The sequence below is a fragment of the Erwinia sp. QL-Z3 genome, assembly GCF_004551645.1.
GTDB classification, from domain to species: domain Bacteria; phylum Pseudomonadota; class Gammaproteobacteria; order Enterobacterales; family Enterobacteriaceae; genus Erwinia; species Erwinia billingiae.
Genome location: NZ_CP037950.1, coordinates 3,584,439 through 3,603,373 on the forward strand (window position 1 = coordinate 3,584,439; position 18,935 = coordinate 3,603,373).

The 18,935-nt window shown below is 56.3% G+C and carries 14 protein-coding genes and 1 pseudogene; 10 read left to right on the top strand and 5 right to left on the bottom strand.

Translation table 11 applies throughout. From position 1 onward, the window contains the following. Positions 1-110 precede the first annotated feature (110 nt). Positions 111-1,430, top strand: a complete 1,320-nt coding sequence (locus tag E2F51_RS17330) for an aromatic acid/H+ symport family MFS transporter (RefSeq protein ID WP_134824053.1) — start codon at positions 111-113, stop codon at positions 1,428-1,430. 97 nt (positions 1,431-1,527) lie between these two features. After that, positions 1,528-2,883 (top strand): VOC family protein, encoded by a 1,356-nt coding sequence (locus E2F51_RS17335; protein ID WP_134824054.1) that lies wholly within the window; start codon positions 1,528-1,530, stop codon positions 2,881-2,883. A gap of 34 nt (positions 2,884-2,917) precedes the next feature. Here the strand turns inward: E2F51_RS17335 and E2F51_RS17340 are convergent, their stop codons facing one another. Then, the gene (locus tag E2F51_RS17340) at positions 2,918-3,352 is read right to left on the bottom strand and encodes a DoxX family protein (RefSeq protein WP_105759087.1); all 435 of its coding nucleotides are present in this window, start codon (positions 3,350-3,352) and stop codon (positions 2,918-2,920) included. Positions 3,353-3,542: 190 nt separating this feature from the next. Between E2F51_RS17340 and E2F51_RS17345 the strand changes: the two genes are divergently transcribed. Both E2F51_RS17345 and E2F51_RS24235 read left to right on the top strand, forming a co-directional pair. After that, a complete protein-coding gene (locus E2F51_RS17345) occupies positions 3,543-5,075 on the top strand; it encodes a carboxylesterase/lipase family protein (protein WP_134824904.1) in 1,533 nt (510 codons plus the stop codon). 219 nt (positions 5,076-5,294) lie between these two features. Next, positions 5,295-6,965: pseudogene (locus E2F51_RS24235) on the top strand (methyl-accepting chemotaxis protein). Positions 6,966-6,983: 18 nt separating this feature from the next. On the opposite strand, the gene E2F51_RS17355 reads toward E2F51_RS24235, so the two are convergent. Further along, the gene (locus E2F51_RS17355) at positions 6,984-7,832 is read right to left on the bottom strand and encodes a LysR substrate-binding domain-containing protein (protein ID WP_013202041.1); all 849 of its coding nucleotides are present in this window, start codon (positions 7,830-7,832) and stop codon (positions 6,984-6,986) included. 118 nt (positions 7,833-7,950) lie between these two features. On the opposite strand from E2F51_RS17355, the gene E2F51_RS17360 reads away from it, so the two are divergent. Both E2F51_RS17360 and E2F51_RS17365 read left to right on the top strand, forming a co-directional pair. After that, positions 7,951-9,120 (top strand): pyridoxal phosphate-dependent aminotransferase, encoded by a 1,170-nt coding sequence (locus E2F51_RS17360; RefSeq protein ID WP_134824055.1) that lies wholly within the window; start codon positions 7,951-7,953, stop codon positions 9,118-9,120. A 22-nt stretch (positions 9,121-9,142) separates the two neighbouring features. Beyond that, positions 9,143-9,922 carry a transporter substrate-binding domain-containing protein gene (locus E2F51_RS17365; RefSeq protein WP_013202043.1) on the top strand — a complete coding sequence of 260 codons (780 nt, stop codon included), beginning with the start codon at positions 9,143-9,145 and terminating at the stop codon, positions 9,920-9,922. Positions 9,923-9,991: 69 nt separating this feature from the next. Here the strand turns inward: E2F51_RS17365 and pepT are convergent, their stop codons facing one another. Continuing rightward, positions 9,992-11,224: a peptidase T gene (gene pepT, locus E2F51_RS17370; protein WP_134824056.1), complete on the bottom strand. Its 1,233-nt coding sequence runs from the start codon at positions 11,222-11,224 to the stop codon at positions 9,992-9,994. Between the two features lie 195 nt (positions 11,225-11,419). Between pepT and E2F51_RS17375 the strand changes: the two genes are divergently transcribed. Continuing rightward, positions 11,420-11,848 (top strand): OsmC family protein, encoded by a 429-nt coding sequence (locus E2F51_RS17375; RefSeq protein WP_013202045.1) that lies wholly within the window; start codon positions 11,420-11,422, stop codon positions 11,846-11,848. A gap of 282 nt (positions 11,849-12,130) precedes the next feature. Next, a complete protein-coding gene (locus tag E2F51_RS17380; protein ID WP_013202046.1) occupies positions 12,131-13,723 on the top strand; it encodes an ABC transporter substrate-binding protein in 1,593 nt (530 codons plus the stop codon). Positions 13,724-13,755: 32 nt separating this feature from the next. Here E2F51_RS17380 and E2F51_RS17385 read toward each other — a convergent pair whose 3' ends face one another. Both E2F51_RS17385 and E2F51_RS17390 read right to left on the bottom strand, forming a co-directional pair. After that, on the bottom strand, positions 13,756-14,589 hold the full coding sequence (locus E2F51_RS17385; RefSeq protein WP_013202047.1) for a helix-turn-helix transcriptional regulator: 834 nt from the start codon (positions 14,587-14,589) through the stop codon (positions 13,756-13,758). Positions 14,590-15,087: 498 nt separating this feature from the next. Further along, entirely contained in the window at positions 15,088-16,011 is a 924-nt protein-coding gene (locus E2F51_RS17390; RefSeq protein ID WP_013202048.1) for a LysR family transcriptional regulator, read from the bottom strand. Between the two features lie 159 nt (positions 16,012-16,170). Here E2F51_RS17390 and E2F51_RS17395 point away from each other — a divergent pair, with 159 nt between their 5' ends. Beyond that, positions 16,171-17,598, top strand: coding sequence for a M20 family metallopeptidase (locus E2F51_RS17395; protein WP_134824057.1), 1,428 nt, complete (start codon positions 16,171-16,173; stop codon positions 17,596-17,598). After that, the gene (locus E2F51_RS17400; protein WP_134824058.1) at positions 17,595-18,881 is read left to right on the top strand and encodes an MFS transporter; all 1,287 of its coding nucleotides are present in this window, start codon (positions 17,595-17,597) and stop codon (positions 18,879-18,881) included. Before E2F51_RS17395 ends, E2F51_RS17400 begins: the two co-directional genes overlap by 4 nt. Positions 18,882-18,935 lie beyond the last annotated feature (54 nt).

Sequence of the window (18,935 nt, forward strand, 5' to 3'; positions counted from 1 at the left end):
TGTTCCTTAATAAGACAGGTCAACACGCAGACAATCCGTTATCATAGCCGACACTTTTTTTCAGGAAACATTGCCAGCCCCTGACTGCTGCTGGCCCATGGAGCGCTAACGTGGAGAGTACCGCTGCGATTGATGTGCGTGCCTTAATTAATCAAGGCAGCATCAGCCGTTACCAGCAAAGGATTATTGCCCTGTGCTTCGCCGTGGTGGCAATGGATGGCATGGACATTGCCCTGATGGGATTTATTGCACCGGCGCTGAAAAGTGACTGGGGCGTCAGCACTCATCAGCTTGGCGCGGTGATCAGTGCCGCACTGATTGGCCTGGCGCTGGGGGCAATGCTGGCCGGTCCGCTGGCCGACCGGTTTGGCCGTCGGGTGGTGATCATCAGCAGCGTGTTCTTCTTCGGCTTATGGACGCTGATGACCGCGCTGTCGCACAACGTCGATCAAATGATGCTGTTCCGCTTCCTCACCGGGCTGGGTATGGGCGCGGCAATGCCCAATGTCGGCACGCTGGTGGCGGAATACTCTCCTGAACGTAAACGCGCCTTCATTATCACCGTGGTGTTCTGCGGCTTCACCTTTGGTGCGGCGGGCGGCGGATTTGCGGCGTCGTGGTTGATCCCCACCTTCGGTTGGCATGCGGTACTGGTGGTGGGCGGAATTTTACCGTTACTGATGGTGCCGATCCTGCTGAAGGGATTGCCGGAATCGGTGCGATTTCTGATCGCCAGACAGGCGCCCGCTGAACGCATCCGCCAGATCGTCGCAAAAATGGCACCGGACCAGGCACTGAACGGGCGTCAGTTCGCCATGGCGGAAAAACCGCAGTGCCACGGCGCGGCGCGGCTGGTGTTGAGCCGTCCTTACCTGCTGGGCAGCACGCTGCTGTGGGGCGCCTATTTTATGGGGCTGTTCCTGGTGTATCTGATCGGCAGCTGGTTGCCTTCGCTGGTGAAAGACATGGGCATGACGGTCACGCAAGCGGCGCTGGTCACCGCGATGTATCAGGCGGGCGGCACCGTGGGTTCGCTGTTTGCGGGCTGGATGATGGACCGCTTCAATGCCAACCTGGCGCTGGCAGCGATCTATTTTACCGGTGCCATCGCCACGGTGGCGATTGGCTTTGCGCCAGCCCACACGCTGGTGCTCAGCCTGGTGGCCTTCTGCAGTGGTTTTTGCCTGAATGGCGCGAATACCGGAATGAACGCGCTGTCTGCCAGCTATTATCCCACTCACGCCCGCGCCACCGGCTCCAGCTGGATGCATGGCGTCGGGCGGATTGGCGCGATCCTCAGCGCGTTTGCCGGCGCGCAAATGCTGTCGATGGGCTGGAACATCACCGAAGTGTTTAGCAGCCTGGCGATCCCGGCGGTGCTGACCTCATTACTGCTGCTGGCGAAATACCGTTACGGCTACCGTCGCTAACCCGCAATCCCGGAGCCGATCACAAATTACCAATAATTTTTTCCGGCTCCTGCGCTTTCCAGTAATCTGACTGCATCACTGCAATAAGGGTCAGAAAATGGAAAGTAGATGGGTGTCTGCCGATAGCCTTCGCGCCGGGTTTGCCAGTGCGATGTCGGCGATGTATCAGCAGGAGGTGCCGCAATATGGCACGCTGCTGAAACTGGTCTCACAGGTTAATGCCGAGGTGCTGGCGCAGAATCCGGCCCTGAAACAGCAGCTTGAGCGGGACAATGAGCTGTCGCGGTTAAGCGTTGAACGCCACGGCGCAATTCGGGTGGGCACCGCGGCTGAACTGGCTATGTTGCGGCAGGTGTTTGCCATTATGGGCATGTATCCGGTCGGCTATTATGACCTTTCTCAGGCCGGGGTGCCGGTTCACTCCACGGCGTTTCGTCCGCTGGACGATGACGCGCTGAATGCCAATCCTTTCCGTCTGTTTACCTCGTTACTTCGTTTAGAGCTGATCGACGATCCTTCCCTGCAGCAGCAGGCGGCAGAAATTCTGGCCGCGCGCGATATCTTCACGCCGCGCTGCCGTGAACTGGTCAGCCTGCATCAGCAGCAGGGTGGATTGACCGCACAGCAGGCGGAAGAGTTTATTCCGCAAGTGCTGGAAACTTTCCGCTGGCATCAGCAAACCACCGTTGACCAGGGCACCTATCAGGCCTTACTCGACCAGCACCGTCTGATCGCCGATGTGGTCTGTTTCCCCGGCTGCCATATCAACCACCTGACGCCGCGCACGCTGGATATCGATCGCGTGCAGGCGCTGATGCCAGACGCGGGCATCACGCCGAAAGCGATCATCGAAGGGCCGCCGCGTCGCGAGGTGCCGATCCTGCTGCGGCAGACCAGCTTTAAAGCGCTGGATGAGGCGGTGCGTTTTCGCGACGCGCATCAGGGCACGCACACCGCCAGGTTTGGCGAGATTGAACAGCGGGGCATCGCGCTCACTGCCAAAGGCCGCGAGCTGTACGATCGCCTGCTGCAGGAGAGTGAAACGGGCACTGACAACCGCGTTCACCAGCAGAAGCTGGGCGACATTTTCCAGGCCTTCCCGGATGATGCCAAAACCTTACGCGTGCAACAGCTGGCCTGGTTTACCTTCCGCCTGAGCGAAAAGGGCCGCGCGCATCCTGAGCAGATTGCCGCGCAGCAAAATATCGAGACTTTACTGGATGCGGGGCTAATCAGCGCCACGCCAATGATCTATGAGGATTTCCTGCCGGTCAGTGCCGCCGGGATCTTCCAGTCCAATTTAGGCAGCGAAACCAAAGCACGGAGTCAGGGCCACAGCAGCAAAGCGGAGTTTGAAAAAGCGTTAGGCGCGGCGGTGCAGGATGAAATTGCACTCTATGCCCGGCGGCAAAAAGCCAGTCTGGCGAGATGTGGTGTGACGCAGATGCGCTAAAAAAACCGGGGCATGAGCGCATGCCCCGGTTTTTTTACTGTAAACGTGGATTTTTTATTAGCGCATATTTACCCGCGCCGAGGAACATAATCGCCAGCGCACCAAACAGGTAAAGCGCCTCGCCTTCCAGCGCCCAGGCCCCTACGTTGGTACGGTCCCAAATCGCGCCGGTTTTGACCAGCAGCGTGGCCACCACCAGATTCACCGCAATCACAAATGCGGCCGGACGGGTCATCAGACCGATAATAATCATAATCGGGGCAACAATTTCCCCAATATACGCGCCGTACGCCACGAAGCCGGGTATGCCATGCGGTTTCAACATATTGGCAATCCAACCGACGCCATGGATTACCTTAAATTCGCCATGAAACAGCAGCAAAATGCCAAAGGTCAGGCGCAGCACCAGCTTGCCGAAATCAGGACGATCGGTCAGGCGGGAAAATCCATTATTCAGGGCCGAAAACATGGTCAAATCCTTTCAGATAAGGGGAGAGGAAAACATAATCAAAAATGAACAGCGATGAAACTCAAATCCTCTGAATCTCTCTTTCAATCGATTTGCTGTCCGCTCAGCATAATCTGCAAATGGCCGCAAAGATTGGACTTTCGTCTCACGGCTGCAAATAATGATTAGCAGGCTATTTCAGGATGAGATGATGAGACACGATCGTTTGTTAAGGACCAGTACCGCGGAAGGACGGCTTCGCGGAAGTCTAGAAGACGGTGTTTTTGTCTTCAGGGGCGTTCCCTATGCGTCACCACCCGTGGGTGCGTTACGCTGGCAGCCGCCTAAACCCGTCAAACCGTGGCAAGGTGAGCGCGATGCCACCGTCTGGGGAAATGCCAGCTGGCAGAACCGGGAATATTGTCTGGCGGTAGGCGGAGGCGATCCGGGTAACTTTAGCGAAGACTGTTTGTATCTCAACGTCTGGACTCCCGATCTGGAACCGGCTCGTCCACTGCCGGTGATGGTGTGGATCCATGGCGGCGGTTATGCCATGGGAGCGGGCGGTCTGGCACCTTATAACGGATTGCCGCTGGCTTCGCGCGGGGTGGTGATCGTCACCATCAACTATCGACTGGGCCATATGGGCTTTTTTGCCCACCCGGCGTTAGACAAAGAGTATCCGGCGGGTGAGGTGGTGAATAACTTTGCCTTGCTCGATCAGATTGCCGCGCTGCAATGGGTACAGCGCAATATCGCCAGCTTTGGTGGCGACAGCAGCAACGTCACCCTGTTTGGCGAATCCTCCGGGGCGCGAAGCGTCCTGTCCCTGTTTGCTTCGCCGTTGGCCGCCGGGCTTTTCCACAAAGGCATTGCCCAGAGCGCCTATACGCTGCCGGATGTTCCCCGCCAAAAAGCCCTCAACACCGGCGTCAGGCTAGCCAGCCATTTCGGGCTGGAACAGGCAACGGCCGAGCAGCTGAGGGAATTACCTGCTGACGCCTTCTGGCAGCTGGACAGCTCGCTGGCTAACGGACCGGTGGCCATCGCCGGCGACTGCGTGTTACCGGAACCGATGCTCAGCGTCTTCACCGCCGCGAAACAGCTAAAACTGCCGCTGATGATCGGCAGTAACAGCGATGAAGCCAGCGTACTCAGCTACTTTGGCGTTGACCCGGCAAAAGTGATTGCCGGAGTACGCCAGACGCAGCGAATCGGGCTGCGGCTGAAAATGATCCGCATGATGTACGACGGCGTGTATGACGACAGTGAGCTGGGCCGACAGGTGGCCCGCGATATGACCTTCACCACCATGGGCTATATCGCCGCACTGGCGCAGCACCGCAACGGCATGCCGGCGTGGCGGTACTATTTCGATTATGTCTCTGAGAACGCGCGCGATCTGTATGTGAACGGCACCTGGCACGGTAACGAAATCCCCTACACGCTGGATACGCTGGACGCCTTCGGTGACGAGATAAGCGATAGACCGTTTACCGACAACGATCGGGCATTCGCCAAAAAGGTCAGCGACTACTGGCTGAGTTTTGCCCGGGATGCCAGCGCCTTCTCGCATCAAATCGAGGGCGAGATCAACTGGCCGGCCTGGCGTCCGTGGGAAGACAAGGTGATGCGTTTTGGCGTCAAGGGGCAGGCGGTGCTGAAGCTGGAAAAGCGCTTTATGCGCCGACGGACCCAGTTGTTCCGTCTGTTGATGAAAGGGATGGTGCGGTTAAACGACTAGTTGCGTAACATAATTATTTCCCCGCTAAATCGAATATTCTGGCGATTTTTGCCTTAAATGACTTTGGCAGCAAGGACTTAACTGAATTGGAGGTCAGTCTAAGTTTTTGAATCGCCAGCGGATATCCCCTCAGTTTTTCTCACTCCGTGCCGATAATAGCGGATAAGCGCCCGATCTTTCAGGCGATGTAATCCGCATTAATACCGTTACGGAGTAGTTATGAACCTGTTAAAAAACTTTACCATCCGCAGCGTGATGCTCTGGATCCTCGGGCTGTTCTGCCTGATGTGGTCTGCCGTCGGCATGTACAGCGTCTATTCCCTCAATGCGCTGGGCCACGGAAATGAGGTCGATCGTGAACTGGTCAATCAGATGACCACCCTGAGCAAAGGCAACGATCAGTATTTCCGCTTTATCACCCGCCTGACGCGTGCCGTGGAGTCCCGCCAGTCTGGCAGCGCCTCTGCTGCGGCGGATATGGCGTCGGTGCAAAAGGCGCTCGATAACATGTCTTCGTTGCTGGCCGATTTTAAAGCCTAGTCACCGGGGCCGATGGATGCGGGCTATTCCGCTGCGGTGATCGGCAGCTGGCAAAAGCTGCTGGATAACGGCGTGCTGCCACAAATGCAGCTGGCGCAGCAGGGCAATATGGATGCGTTTCGTCGCCAGGCGACCGGCGTCACGCCAGCCCTGAGCCGCGAGTTCGGAGCCACCGTCGACAAATTTAATCTGGCGGCGGGTCAGAAGCTGGATACCACCCGCGTTACCGTAGACCATCTGACCGATGTCACCAAAATTGTCATTGTGCTGTCGGTGATCGTCGGCCTGTTTATCTTGCTGTTTACTGACCGCTACCTGGTCAAAATGCTGGTGCGTCCGCTCGACGGCATGCGTGAGCATTTCCGCCTGATTGCCGATGGCGATCTGAGCCATCCGCTGGAAGATATCGGTCGTAACTGCGTCGGAAAACTGGTGCCTCTGCTGCGCGCCATGCAGGACAGCCTGCGTGAAGCGGTGAGCGCCATCCGCAGCGGTACGGACAATATCTATCGCGGCGCGGCTGAAATCTCTTCCGGCAACAACGATCTCTCTTCACGCACTGAAGAGCAGGCTGCGGCGCTGGAACAAACGGCGGCGAGTATGGAACAGCTGACGGCCACGGTGAAATTTAACGCCGACAACGCCCGTCAGGCCAGCGACCTGGCGCAGAATGCCTCGGTCACCGCCAGCAAAGGCGGCAAGCTGGTGAATGATGTGGTCACCACCATGCAGGGCATCGCGGGCAGTTCGAAGAAGATTGCCGAGATCACCAGCGTGATCAACAGCATCGCCTTCCAGACCAATATTCTTGCGCTGAACGCGGCAGTTGAAGCCGCGCGGGCCGGTGAGCAGGGCCGTGGCTTTGCGGTGGTCGCCAGCGAAGTGCGTAACCTGGCGCAGCGCAGCGCCGGTGCAGCGAAAGAGATTGAAATGCTGATTGCTGACTCGGTTTCCCGCGTGGAAAAAGGATCGCTGTTGGTCGGTGAGGCCGGCAGCACCATGGACGCGATCCTCAGCGGCGTGGTCGAAGTGACTGAAATCATGAAGCAGATCGCCTCGGCTTCTGAAGAACAGAGCAAAGGGATTTCGCAGGTCGGTACGGCGATCACCGAAATGGACAGCGTGACCCAGCAGAACGCCTCGCTGGTGGAGCAGGTGTCGGCAGCGGCCAGTCAGCTGGAACGCCAGACGGAAGAGCTGACCCTGTCGGTCTCGAAATTCCGCCTGTCGCCCGTGTCTGCCGCAGCAGCGCCCGCACCGGCTGCCTATGTTAAGCCCGCCGGCGGTATGACGCGCGCGCTGACGGCTAAACCGGCGGCGGCTTCGGCAGATGAGTGGGTATCGTTCTAAGGGTTGTGCCCGCGGAGATCACCGCTGGCATAACCACGCCACCAATGCAGCCAGCTGCGGTGGCGCTTCTTCCGGCGGGCGCTGGATCAGACTGTAGACTGCGCCCGTTTTCACCGTCTCACTGAACGGGGCGATCAGCCTCTTCATCGCCAGATCCGCTGCGATCAGGGTCACATCGGCCACCGTCACGCCAAATCCCTGAATCGCCGCGCTGATCGCCAAATCCATGGTATCGAAATGCTGGTTGCGCTTCAGCAACACCGCTGACGGCTGCTGGCTTAACCACAGCTGCCAGTCACGCCCGTCGGCGGTGGGATGCAAAAAGGTGAAGCCTGAGAGATCGCTGACTGCCATCGGTTTTTCAGGCTGCAGGCTGGCGGCGATAACCGGCGTCAGCTCCTCATCAAACAACCGGCAACTGCCGGCCGGCTGGCTGCCGTAGAGGATCGCCACGTCATGATTATCCAGCTGGGTGCTGTGGTCGACGGTGCTGGTTAGCGAGACGTGGAGATCGGGTTGCGCCTGCTCCAGCGCCACCAGTTTAGGCACCAGCCAGCGCATGGCACAGGTCGGTGCCTTCAGCCGGATCACGCCATGGGTTTTGCTGGCCTGTTCGGCCGCCTGCATCATCTGTTCGAAGGGGGTTTTCATTGCGGGAAGCAGGCTGGCGCCCTGAGCGGTGAGGGTCAGGCCACGGGCGTGGCGATCAAACAGCGCAAACCCCAGCCAGTTCTCAAGCGAAGCGATTTTGCGGCTAACGGCGCCCTGGGTGATGCACAGTTCCCCGGCAGCGCGGGTCAGATTCAGGTGCCTGGCAGTGACAATGAAGGCATGAATTGCATTGAGCGGGAGCGTGCGCCGTGACATTGTTTGCCTCTGAGCTATGTTTAAAAGTCATAGCTATTATGACAACAATTCGCTTGTCGGCTCAAGTGTGCTCACGTTGAATAGAGACATTGCGCATTCCACCTCCAACGGAGACAGCATGACCATCAAATCCTCTGTACAGCAGCGTTCAAAATTACCGGATGTTGGCACCACCATTTTCGCCGTGATCGGTCAACTTTCTGCCCAGCACAACGCCATTAACCTGTCCCAGGGCGCACCCAACTTCCCGTGCGACGAGGCCTTGATCAACGGCGTCACCAAAGCCATGGAGCAGGGGCATAACCAGTATGCGCCGATGACCGGGCTGGCAGCGCTGAAAGAGGTGTTAGCCAGCAAGGTGCAGACGCTGTATGGCCAGCAGTATGACGCGGCCAGCGAAGTGCTGATCACCGGCAGCGCCAGCCAGGGGATTTATGCGGCAATCAGTGGTCTGGTGCACAGCGGCGACGAAGTGATCTTCTTCGAGCCGGCATTTGACAGCTATGCGCCGGTGGTTCGCTTGCAGGGCGGCGTGCCGGTCGGACTCAAGCTGCAGGTGCCGGATTTCGCCATCGACTGGGATGAAGTGCGCGCCTCAATTACGCCGCGCACGCGGATGATTATCATCAACACCCCGCACAATCCGAGTGCTCAGGTGCTGTCGCGGACCGATCTTGATCAGCTGGCGGCCATTACCCGCAACACCAATATCGTGGTGCTGTCCGATGAAGTCTATGAACATATCCTGTTTGATGGTCGTCAACATCAGGGCATGGCAACGCACCCGGAGCTGGCTCAACGCAGCGTGATCGTTTCATCGTTTGGCAAAACCTTCCACGTCACCGGCTGGCGTGTTGGCTATTGCCTGGCCCCGGCGGAGCTGATGGAAGAGATGGTCAAGGTTCACCAGTTTATGATGTATTCCGCCGACACCCCGATGCAGGTTGCGTTTGCGGATTACCTGCGCGAACCGGCTAACTATCTCGGACTGGGGGAGTTTTATCAGCGTAAGCGCGACATGCTGGCGGAACTGATGAAAGCGTCGCCATTTACGCTGCTGCCGTCGGCCGGTTCGTTCTTTATGTTGGCCAGCTATGCAGATTTCAGTGACGAATCTGACAGCGAAATGGTAAAACGTTTGATTGTTGATCACGGTGTAGCAACTATCCCACTTTCGGCGTTCTACACGGATGGTACTGACAATAAATTGATCCGTCTCTCTTTCGCAAAAGACGAAGCCACACTGAAGGCGGGCGCTCAGGCGCTGTGCCAGGTGAAGCCTCGCTAATAAATCTCCTGAGGGGAAGTTGATGAAGAAACTGAATGCACTGTTTGTGGCTGTAGGCCTGCTGTCTTCCATGTCTGCACTGGCGCAGGAAACGCTGCGTTACGGTCTGGAATCGCAGTATCCGCCATTCGAAAGCCGCAACGCCTCCGGTGAGCTGGAAGGGTTCGATATCGAGCTGGGCAAAGCGATTTGCCAGGCGGGCAATTTTAAATGTAGCTGGGTAGAAAGCAGCTTTGATGCTCTGATCCCGGCACTGGCGGCGAAGAAATTCGACGCCATTAACTCGGCGATGAACATCACCGAAGCGCGCATGAAAAGCATTGGCTTCACCAAACCGATTTACCGTATTCCAAGCCAGCTGATTGGCAAAAGCGGCTCAGGCCTGCAACCGACCGTTGACTCTCTAAAAGGGAAAAACATCGGCGTGTTGCAGGGCTCAGTGCAGGAAACCTTCGCCAAGAAGCATTGGGAACCGCAGGGCGTGACGGTCACCTCTTATCAGGATCAGAACCAGGTTTACAACGACATGGTTGCTGGCCGTCTTGATGGCACGCTGGTGATGTCCGCAGCGGGTCAGTCTGGCTTCCTGGAAAAGCCGCAGGGTAAAGGCTTTGCCTTTGCGGGTGGCGCGGTAGAAGACACGCAGATCCTCGGCGTGGGTATCGGTTTTGGCCTGCGTAAAGACGATGCCAAACGCAAGCAGGAACTGGATGCGGCTATCACCAAAGTTCAGGCTGATGGCACCGTGACCAAGCTGGCGGCGAAATTCTTCCCAGGCATTGATGTTGCGGTTAAAGAATAACGTGCGGGCGTGAAGTCACGCTAAGAGGCAGAGTGAAAAGGGGCGAAGAAATTCGCCCCTTTTTTGTTTTTATTTCGCCGCCAGCAGGCAGAGCTGCTCTGCCACCAGGTAGGACTTCACAAACGAGGGCACCGGCAGGAACTCAAACTTCGAATGGAAGTTATGCGCACCGGTAAAGAAGTTTGGCGTCAGCAGCCCTTTGGCGGAAAGCGCCGCGCCGTCTGTGCCGCCGCGCATAGGCGTCACTTTCGGGGTGATATCCAGTGCTTCCAGGGCGGCAAAGATCAAATCAATGGCGCGACGATCTTCGCCGATCGCATTGCTGATATTGCTGTAGGTATCGGTAATGGTAAATTCCACGCTACCGGTCGGGTACTGCTGGCGGATTTTCTCGGCCACATCGGCAACTTTCTGTTTGCGCTGCTCAAATGAGGCCAGGTCAAAGTCACGAATTGAGGCCTTCAGCCGCGCTTCGTTGGCGTTGGCGGTCATATCATTAAACCAGACATAGCCTTCGCGGCCTTCGGTATGTTCAGGGGTTTCGAAACGGTCGAACTCACCGACAAAATCCATTGCCATCAGCAGCGGATTGACCAGCACGCCCTTGCCGGACATTGGGTGCGCGGTCACGCCGGTCAGCCGGATTTCAGCCGCCGCCGCGTTAAAGTTTTCATACACCACTTCACCCAGCTCACAGCAGTCGATGGTGTAGGCAAAATCGACATCGAAGCGCGATTTCAGATCGAGGGCTTTCGCCCCACGCAGGCCGATTTCTTCATCAGGCACAAACGCCACCACGATATCGCCGTGCGGCGTGTCGTGAGTCAGATTTTCCATCAGTGTCATCACCACGGTGACCGCCGCTTTATTATCCGCACCCAGCACGCTGGTGCCGTCACTGAAGATCACGTCCTGGCCATGATAGGCATTGATTTCCGGGTGTTCCGCAGTGCGTAACCAGATATCTTCTTGCTGATTCAGGCACAGGTCTTTGCCTTCAAAGCGCAACGTCTGCGGATGGATATGCGGAGACAGGCCAACGTCGACGGTATCAATATGGGTGATAAAGCCGATGCGGGGTGCAGCAGGGCGGTTACCCGGTTTAACGGCGGTGACGGTGGCGAATTCATCAATCACCACATCCTGTAATCCCAGCTCACGCAGTTCTTCGGCCAGCATTTTCGCCATATTGTGTTGTTCAGGCGTGCTGGGCAGAACCTTAGCCGAGGCATCACTCTGGCTGGTGACGGCAAGGTAACGGTAAAAACGGGTGCTGAGCTGGCTGGCCAGTTGCTGATTCATCCTGTCTTCCTGTGTCTGTGTGGGGGTAAAGCGGATTTGTTATAACTATCAGAGAGTCAGGCTAAGGTCAAAGCCCGGTGCGGAGAAATGACGGGGTGGGCTGGTCAGTAAATAGCCAGTTGAAAGGCTTCTTCCGGCGAAGCGCTGAGAAGCCACTATACTGAATGTTCATGATAAACAAACAGGAGGACAGTCATGACCATTCATAAGAAAGGGCAGGCGCACTGGGAAGGCGATATTAAGCAGGGTAAAGGCACGATCAGCACCGAAAGCGGCGCGCTGAAAGAGCAGCCATATGGCTTTAATACCCGTTTTGAAGGCAAACCAGGCACCAACCCGGAAGAACTGATTGGCGCGGCCCATTCGGCTTGTTTCTCAATGGCGCTGTCGCTGATGTTAGGCAATGCAGGCTTCACCCCGGAAAGCATCGATACCGTAGCCGATGTGTCACTGGATAAGTCGGGTGATGGTTTTAAAATCACCAAAATTGCCCTGCAAAGCCAGGTCAAACTGCCGGGCATTGATAGCAGCAAATTCGATGAAATTATCAACCAGGCGAAAGCCGGTTGTCCGGTCTCTCAGGTGTTAAACGCTGAGATTACCCTCGAGTACAAGCTGAACTGATCCTTCAGTCTTCTTGACGCTCTGTGTTCCCTGCCATCCGGTGGGGAACAGTCATTTTACCCCCCGTCCTACCCTCACTTCTCTGTGACATCTCGTCAGACGCCACTCGCTTTTCAGGCGGATATTTTACCGATCCCGCGCGTAAATAATTTTCAATCATTTGAAATATAACCCAATCTTATGGTCAAAAATGCGTCTTTTTACTGGCTCCCTCTGGCGATAGCGATTAGATTGTTAACTGTTCAGGACAGACAATAAAAGCACTTTAAAGTGAGGATGGAGATGAGAAAATCAGTATTAAGGACGGCAGTCGCCGCGTTGGCGTTGGTTGTGGCTTCTGGGGCCGCGGCGAAAACGCTGGTGTTCTGTTCGGAAGGATCGCCGGAAAACTTTAACCCGCAGTTATACACCTCAGGGACCAGCGTTGATGCCAGCGCCGTGCCGGTATACAACCGGCTGGTGGATTTTAAAGTGGGCACCACAGAACTGATCCCAAGTCTGGCAGAGAGCTGGGATATCAGCCCCGATGGCAAAACCTACACCTTCCATCTGCGAAAAGGCGTGAAGTTCCAGAGCAATAAAGCCTTCAAACCGACCCGCGACTTCAACGCCGATGACGTGATTTTCTCGTTTATGCGGCAGAAAGATCCCAAAAACCCGTACCACAATGTCTCTAACGGCACCTACGCCAACTTTGAAAGCCTGGAGTTTGGCTCGCTGATCCAGAATATTGAAAAAGTTGACGACAACACCGTGCGCTTTACGCTGGCCCATGCAGAAGCGCCGTTCCTCGCCGATCTCGGCTGGTACTTTGCCTCGATTCTCTCGGCTGAATACGCTGACGCGATGTTAAAAGCGGGCACGCCAGAGAAGGTCGATCAGGTGCCGATTGGGACCGGACCTTTTGAGCTGGTGCAGTATCAGAAAGATTCCCGCATCCTGTTCAAGTCCTTCCCGGAATACTGGCAGGGTAAAGCCAAGCTGGATCGGCTGGTATTCGCCATCACGCCGGATGCGTCGGTGCGTTTAGCCAAGCTGGAGAAGAACGAGTGTCAGGTGATGCCGTTCCCGAATCCCGCCGATTTACCGCGCATGAAAGAGAATAAGGATTTGGTGCTGATGCAGAAGCCCGGCCTGAACACCGGTTTCCTTGCATTCAACACGCAAAAGCCGCCGATGGATAACGTTAAGGTCCGTCAGGCGCTGACCATGGCCATCAATAAGCCGGCGATCATTCAGGCGGTCTTCCAGGGAACCGGCACCGCAGCGAAGAATCTGTTGCCGCCGGGCGTGTGGAGTGCCGATCAGGATCTGAAGGATTACGACTACGATCCTGAGAAAGCCAAAACCCTGTTAAAAGAAGCCGGCATCAAGCCGGGCACCACTATCGAGCTGTGGGCAATGCCGGTTCAGCGTCCGTATAACCCGAACGCGCGCCGCATGGCGGAGATGATCCAGGCCGACTGGGCGAAAGTGGGCGTCAATGCCAAAATCGTCAGCTTTGAATGGGGTGAATACCTGAAGCGGGTGAAGGATGGCGATCATCAGGCCGCGCTGATGGGCTGGACCACCGCAACCGGCGATCCGGATAACTTCTTCGGTCCGTTGTTCAGCTGCACCTCGGCCAACGGCGGCTCGAACTCCTCGAAATGGTGTTACAAGCCGTTCGACACGCTGATCACCGAAGCCCGTAGCGAGCAGGATCATAATAAACGCATCCAGCTTTACCGCCAGGCGCAGCAAATCATGCACGATCAGGCCCCTGCGGTGATGATTGCCCATTCGACCATCTTTGAACCGGTACGCAAAGAGGTGACCGGCTATGAGATCGATCCGTTTGGCAAACATATCTTCTATCAGGTTGATATGAAGTAATGCCGGTGGCCCTCGTTGACGGGGGCCGTCGTTTATCCCCTTTGCTGTTGACGCCAGTGAGCGATCAGCGTGGCAGTTTTTTCCCGATCGATCGGCCGGGAAGGGGTATAAATCACCAGGCCCAGATCGGCGCGGCCATCAACGGCAAACGAAGAGTATTCGAAATTGCACTCGCCCACTAACGGTAGGCGCGTATGTTTGATGCCCTCGCCGTACTGCTGAACATCATAATTTTGCCAGATGGTGTTGAATTCGCTGCTGCTCTGGCAAAGCTCATCAATCAATGGCTGCACGGAATCCATGGCACCGGCGCGCATCACTTCCGATCGGAAAGCCGCGACGGCAAACGTGGCATCCTGCAGCCAATTCACCATATGCTCTTTCACGCGAGGATCGCCAAACAGGATCCGCAGAATATTCCGCTGTTCGGGCGCCATTTTGCTGTAGTCCTTCAGCACCGCACGCGCGGCTTCGTTCCAGGCAATGATGTCCCAGGTCGGGGTTTTCACCATCGCCGGGCTGTATTCCAGCGAATCCAGCACCCGCTGAAGCTGCGGCGATATCGGCTCCCAGGCCTGATAATGCACCTGCGGCGCGCGCTGTTGCGCCAGGAAAAACAGGTGTTCGCGTTCCACCGGCGTCAGTCCTAGCGCTTCAGCAATACGGTTGAGCACTTCAGCCGAAGGCGAGCCGCCGCGGCCTTGTTCCAGCCAGGTATACCAGGTGGCGCTGACGTTGGCGCGGTTGGCCACTTCCTCCCGCCGCAATCCCGGCGTGCGGCGGCGGATAGGAGAAATACCGAAATCTGCCGGATTCAGCTTCGCCCGCCGATCTTTCAGGTAACTGCCCAGTAATTTGCTGTCCACGTTATGGCTTCCTCAAGAATGACTTACAGGGGTAAGTTGTTTGGTTGCTCTGTTTATTGCTGTAGCAAGTCGTCTGGATGCTTCGGTGACCTCGTCAGGGCGCAAAGTCGTTGTTAACCTTTCCCTCAGTGCTGGCTGAGTTTGCCGCTGTTACAAAGCAAGTCGTATGGATGCTCTGGTGGCAAGTTCAGGGAGAGAAGGTTGAACGTAAAGTCGCCGTGCACCCATCCCTGGGGGCTCAGCGGCGACATCCCTGTCGCCGATGCTTTGCTTATCAACCTTCTCTCCCTTCCCCAAGGCTTCATTGTTGCCTGTTTCAATGGGGTCACACAAATCAAAACCCGCTCCCCTAATGTATTTGACCTGTGTATCCACCAGGCCACCCAGCGACACTAATGTTATGGGATACCGGGCTCTATGCTGACGCCAAACCCCCGAGCCGGTGTTGACCTAAATCCTTCGACCTTAATGCCTTTAAACTTAAAACCGCATACCCACTCAGAACCCATACTCGCTACGGAAAAATTCATTCTGCTGCTGCAACTGCTCACTGACAAAGGTGAGAAACAGATTCAGCGCTGCGGATCGCTGGCGGCCGTTGACCGTTTGGACCTGAAGCGTGCGCTGGGTGAGCTGATCGATGCCGATAGACCGTAATGCCAGACCGTGCTCTTTGGCCTGATAAAGCACGGTAAACTGGCTGCAAATGGTGATTGCCTGCGGGTTTTGCTGCAGGAAAAAATAGAGCGTACTGAAATTATTGCAGGTGATCGCCGGCTCGATAAAAGTACCGCTCATCTGGCAGGAGAGCTCAAACAGCTGGCGGACGGTGGTGCCCTGATCGGGTAACGCCACGGGGAAGGCCTGCAAATCCTTTAGGGTAAACGCCTTTTTCGCCAGCGGATGGGACTGTTGCATCACGATCAATACCGGCGCAGGGAAAGAGGCCACGACATCGACACCTCTTTCCGGCTGCAGGCTGAACTGGAAAGCAACATCGCACTCTCCCCGGCGCAGGATCTCCGCCACTTCCAGCGCGCTGCCCACGGTCAGATTAAAACTGACCGACGGATTCAGATGACGAAACTGCGAACAGAGCGCGGGCAGCAGGCTGAACGCCATGCCGTCAGTGCAGGCAATACGCAGCGCGGTTCTTCTCACCGCTTTCAGCCCTTTGATTTCCGCCATCGCATGTTCCATATCCATCAGACTCCGGCGCACATGATTTTCAAAAATCTTCCCGGCATCGTTCAGCACCATGCCGCGCGCATGTCTGTCGAACAGCGGGGCGCCGATTTCCGCTTCAAGCTTCTGGATCTGGCGACTGATGGCCGAAACCGCGACAAACAATTGTTGGCTGGCGGCACTCAATGAGCCGCAGTTGGCGACGGCCAGAAAATAGCGAATTTCAGAACTGTGCATGGCTTTGCCTTCTGCTGGTGCATGCTGCTTAACTGTGCAATCTTGCCTTGCTTTAAAAGCAACGCGTGTTTGATATTTTGATGATTGTGGCAAACCCCGATTTTAGCTTAGATGGATGCAGAACATAACAACAAACAAGCAAACACAACGGGCGGACCTATGACGGGTGAACAGGCAGTGGCGCAGGCCACAGCGTATTTTGATAGCGGCGAATTTAAACAGGTACTGGCAAGGCGCGTTGCCTTGCGTACTGAAAGTCAGCGCAACGATCGTGATGAAGAACTGCAGCGCTACCTTGATGAAGAGATTGCCCCGGCGATGCAGGCGCTTGGGTTTACGCTGACCCAGCTTGAAAATCCCAGCGCACACGCACGCCCTTTTTTAGTGGCCAGCAGAATCGAAGATGCAGCCTTACCTACGCTGCTGTGTTACGGACATGGCGATGTGGTATTTGGCGATGATGAAAACTGGCGCGATGGGCTGGATCCCTGGCAGCTGACCGAAGAGGGCGACCGCTGGTACGGCCGTGGCAGTGCCGATAATAAAGGACAGCACACGGTAAACATCGCGGCGCTTGAGCAAATCTTCCGCGCGCGCGGCGGCAAGCTGGGCTTTAACTGCACGTTCCTGTTTGAAATGGGTGAAGAGATCAGCTCACCTGGCCTGGCGCAAATCTGTGCCGAAAACCCAGAGCTGCTGAAGGCCGATATCTTTATTGCTTCTGATGGTCCACGGCTGAATGCGCAGCGCCCAACGCTGTTCCTCGGATCGCGTGGCGCGGTAAACGTCCGACTCAGTATCGATGCGCGCGACCGCGATTATCATTCGGGTAACTGGGGCGGTTTACTGACCAATCCGGGAACTCAACTGGCTAACGCGCTGGCCTGCGTGGTCAATCAACATGGTCAGCTTCAGGTTGCAGCGCTCAAACCGCCGGCAATCTCCGCTGCCGTGCGGGAAATCCTCAGTGATATCGATGTTCTGGACAATACCGATGGCCCGCAGATTGAGGTTAACTGGGGCGAAGCCGGGTTGACGCCAACCGAACGCTTATACGGCTGGAATACCTTCGAAGTGCTCTCACTCCTGACCGGTAATCCAGAAAGGCCAATGAATGCCATTCCCGGCAAAGCTACGGCGGTGTGCCAGCTGCGTTTTGTGGTCGGCACCGACTGGGAAAATATCGCTCAGCATCTGCGTCAGCATCTCGACAGTCATGGCTTCAGCCAGGTTGAGGTGGAGGTACTGCGAGGATCGCCTGCAACCCGGCTTGACCCACGCGATCCGCTGGTGGACTGGGCGCTTCAGGCGATGTCCTCAATTAGCGGGAAAAAACCGGCGCTGTTACCCAACCTCGGCGGCTCGCTGCCAAATGATGTCTTCGCTAAAATCCTCGGCTTGCCGACGTTATGGGTGCCGCATTCCTATCCCTCCTGCGGTCAGCATGCCGTTGATGAACATATGCTGAAATCCATTGCCCGCGAAGGGCTGCAAATGATGACCCAGCTGTTGTGGGAGCTGGGCGAGAAGGGCGCGGATCTGCTGGCCAGCCATCAACAGTATCAGCAGCAGGAGAAGACGGTATGAGCAGCGTCGTTCACCCGCAGTCTGACACGTTAAGCACCACGCCGAACCTGTATAAAACCCTGTTTGCCACCTGCGTGGGCAATGCTCTCGAATGGTTTGATATCGCGGTATACGGCTTTTTCGCCAGCTATATCGCCCATGCGTTTTTCCCCACTCAGGATCCCGCCGTTTCTTTATTGCTGACCTTTGGCAGCTTTGGCGTGTCCTTCCTGATCCGGCCATTGGGTGCGATCGTACTGGGCGCTTATGCTGACCGCGTCGGACGCAAAAAGGCACTGATGATGTCGATCACCCTGATGATGGTCGGTGGGCTGATCATTGTGCTGATGCCGGCGTACGGCACCATCGGCCTGATCGCGCCAATCATGATCCTGCTGGCGCGACTGATTCAGGGGTTCTCTGCAGGAGGCGAGTTTGGCAGTTCCACCGCCTTCCTGGTTGAACACTTTCCCCATCGCCGCGCATTTATCGCCAGCTGGCAGTTCGCAACCCAGGGCGCGAGTACCTTACTGGCGTCGGCGTTCGGACTGGGATTAACCCAGTGGCTAAGCGAAGCGCAAATCCAGGACTGGGGATGGCGCATTCCTTTTGCTTTCGGATTGTTGATTGGCCCGGTCGGCCTCTATATTCGTCGGCATGTGCATGAACCCGCCAGCTTTGTCGCGCAGGAGAAAACCCATTCTCCGCTGAAATTGCTGGCCGGGCAGCAGAAGAATCTGATGCTATTGGCCATCGGACTGATGGTGATCTCGACCGGCATTAACTACATGCTGAATTATGTCCCCACCTATGCCACCAAAAGCCTGCACCTCTCAGGGACGGCGGCGTTCAGCGCCACCCTGTTAGCCGGGGTTATTCTGACGGTGGTCACGCCATTGATGGGGCTTTGGGCGGAGAAAATAGGGCGCACACCGCTGATGTGGGGATCGCTTATCTTGCTGATCCTGACGATTTACCCGGCCTTCCTGCTGGTGGTGAACCGTCCTACGGCGGGAATGCTGCTGATGCTGGTGGGATGGATGGCGTTGCTGAAATCGGTTTATTTCTCGACGGTGCCGTCAATGATGGCCGATCTGTTCCCGATGACCACCAGGGCCAGCGGGATGGCGATCAGCTACAACATCGCCGTGACGGTGTTTGGTGGCTTTGCGCCCTTAATCTGTACCCTGTTGATTACCGCTACCGGGACAAGTTTAGCGCCAAGCTATTATCTGATGGCACTGGCATTGCTCAGCGGATGGGCGTTGTATAAAACCCAGTCGCTAAAACGCATAACGGCATAACGAAGAAATGCACCTCTATTGTCCGCAGGCAACGGACAATTGGAGGTGCACTTT

What these genes read in the sequence shown, in the direction of transcription:
- E2F51_RS17335 (WP_134824054.1), top strand. Translation starts at nt 1,528, where the DNA reads ATGGAAAGTAGATGGGTGTCTGCCGATAGCCTTCGCGCCGGGTTTGCC.
- E2F51_RS17340 (WP_105759087.1), bottom strand. Translation starts at nt 3,352, where the DNA reads ATGTTTTCGGCCCTGAATAATGGATTTTCCCGCCTGACCGATCGTCCT.
- E2F51_RS17345 (WP_134824904.1), top strand. Translation starts at nt 3,543, where the DNA reads ATGAGACACGATCGTTTGTTAAGGACCAGTACCGCGGAAGGACGGCTT.
- E2F51_RS17355 (WP_013202041.1), bottom strand. Translation starts at nt 7,832, where the DNA reads ATGTCACGGCGCACGCTCCCGCTCAATGCAATTCATGCCTTCATTGTC.
- E2F51_RS17360 (WP_134824055.1), top strand. Translation starts at nt 7,951, where the DNA reads ATGACCATCAAATCCTCTGTACAGCAGCGTTCAAAATTACCGGATGTT.
- E2F51_RS17365 (WP_013202043.1), top strand. Translation starts at nt 9,143, where the DNA reads ATGAAGAAACTGAATGCACTGTTTGTGGCTGTAGGCCTGCTGTCTTCC.
- pepT (WP_134824056.1), bottom strand. Translation starts at nt 11,224, where the DNA reads ATGAATCAGCAACTGGCCAGCCAGCTCAGCACCCGTTTTTACCGTTAC.
- E2F51_RS17375 (WP_013202045.1), top strand. Translation starts at nt 11,420, where the DNA reads ATGACCATTCATAAGAAAGGGCAGGCGCACTGGGAAGGCGATATTAAG.
- E2F51_RS17380 (WP_013202046.1), top strand. Translation starts at nt 12,131, where the DNA reads ATGAGAAAATCAGTATTAAGGACGGCAGTCGCCGCGTTGGCGTTGGTT.
- E2F51_RS17390 (WP_013202048.1), bottom strand. Translation starts at nt 16,011, where the DNA reads ATGCACAGTTCTGAAATTCGCTATTTTCTGGCCGTCGCCAACTGCGGC.
- E2F51_RS17395 (WP_134824057.1), top strand. Translation starts at nt 16,171, where the DNA reads ATGACGGGTGAACAGGCAGTGGCGCAGGCCACAGCGTATTTTGATAGC.
- E2F51_RS17400 (WP_134824058.1), top strand. Translation starts at nt 17,595, where the DNA reads ATGAGCAGCGTCGTTCACCCGCAGTCTGACACGTTAAGCACCACGCCG.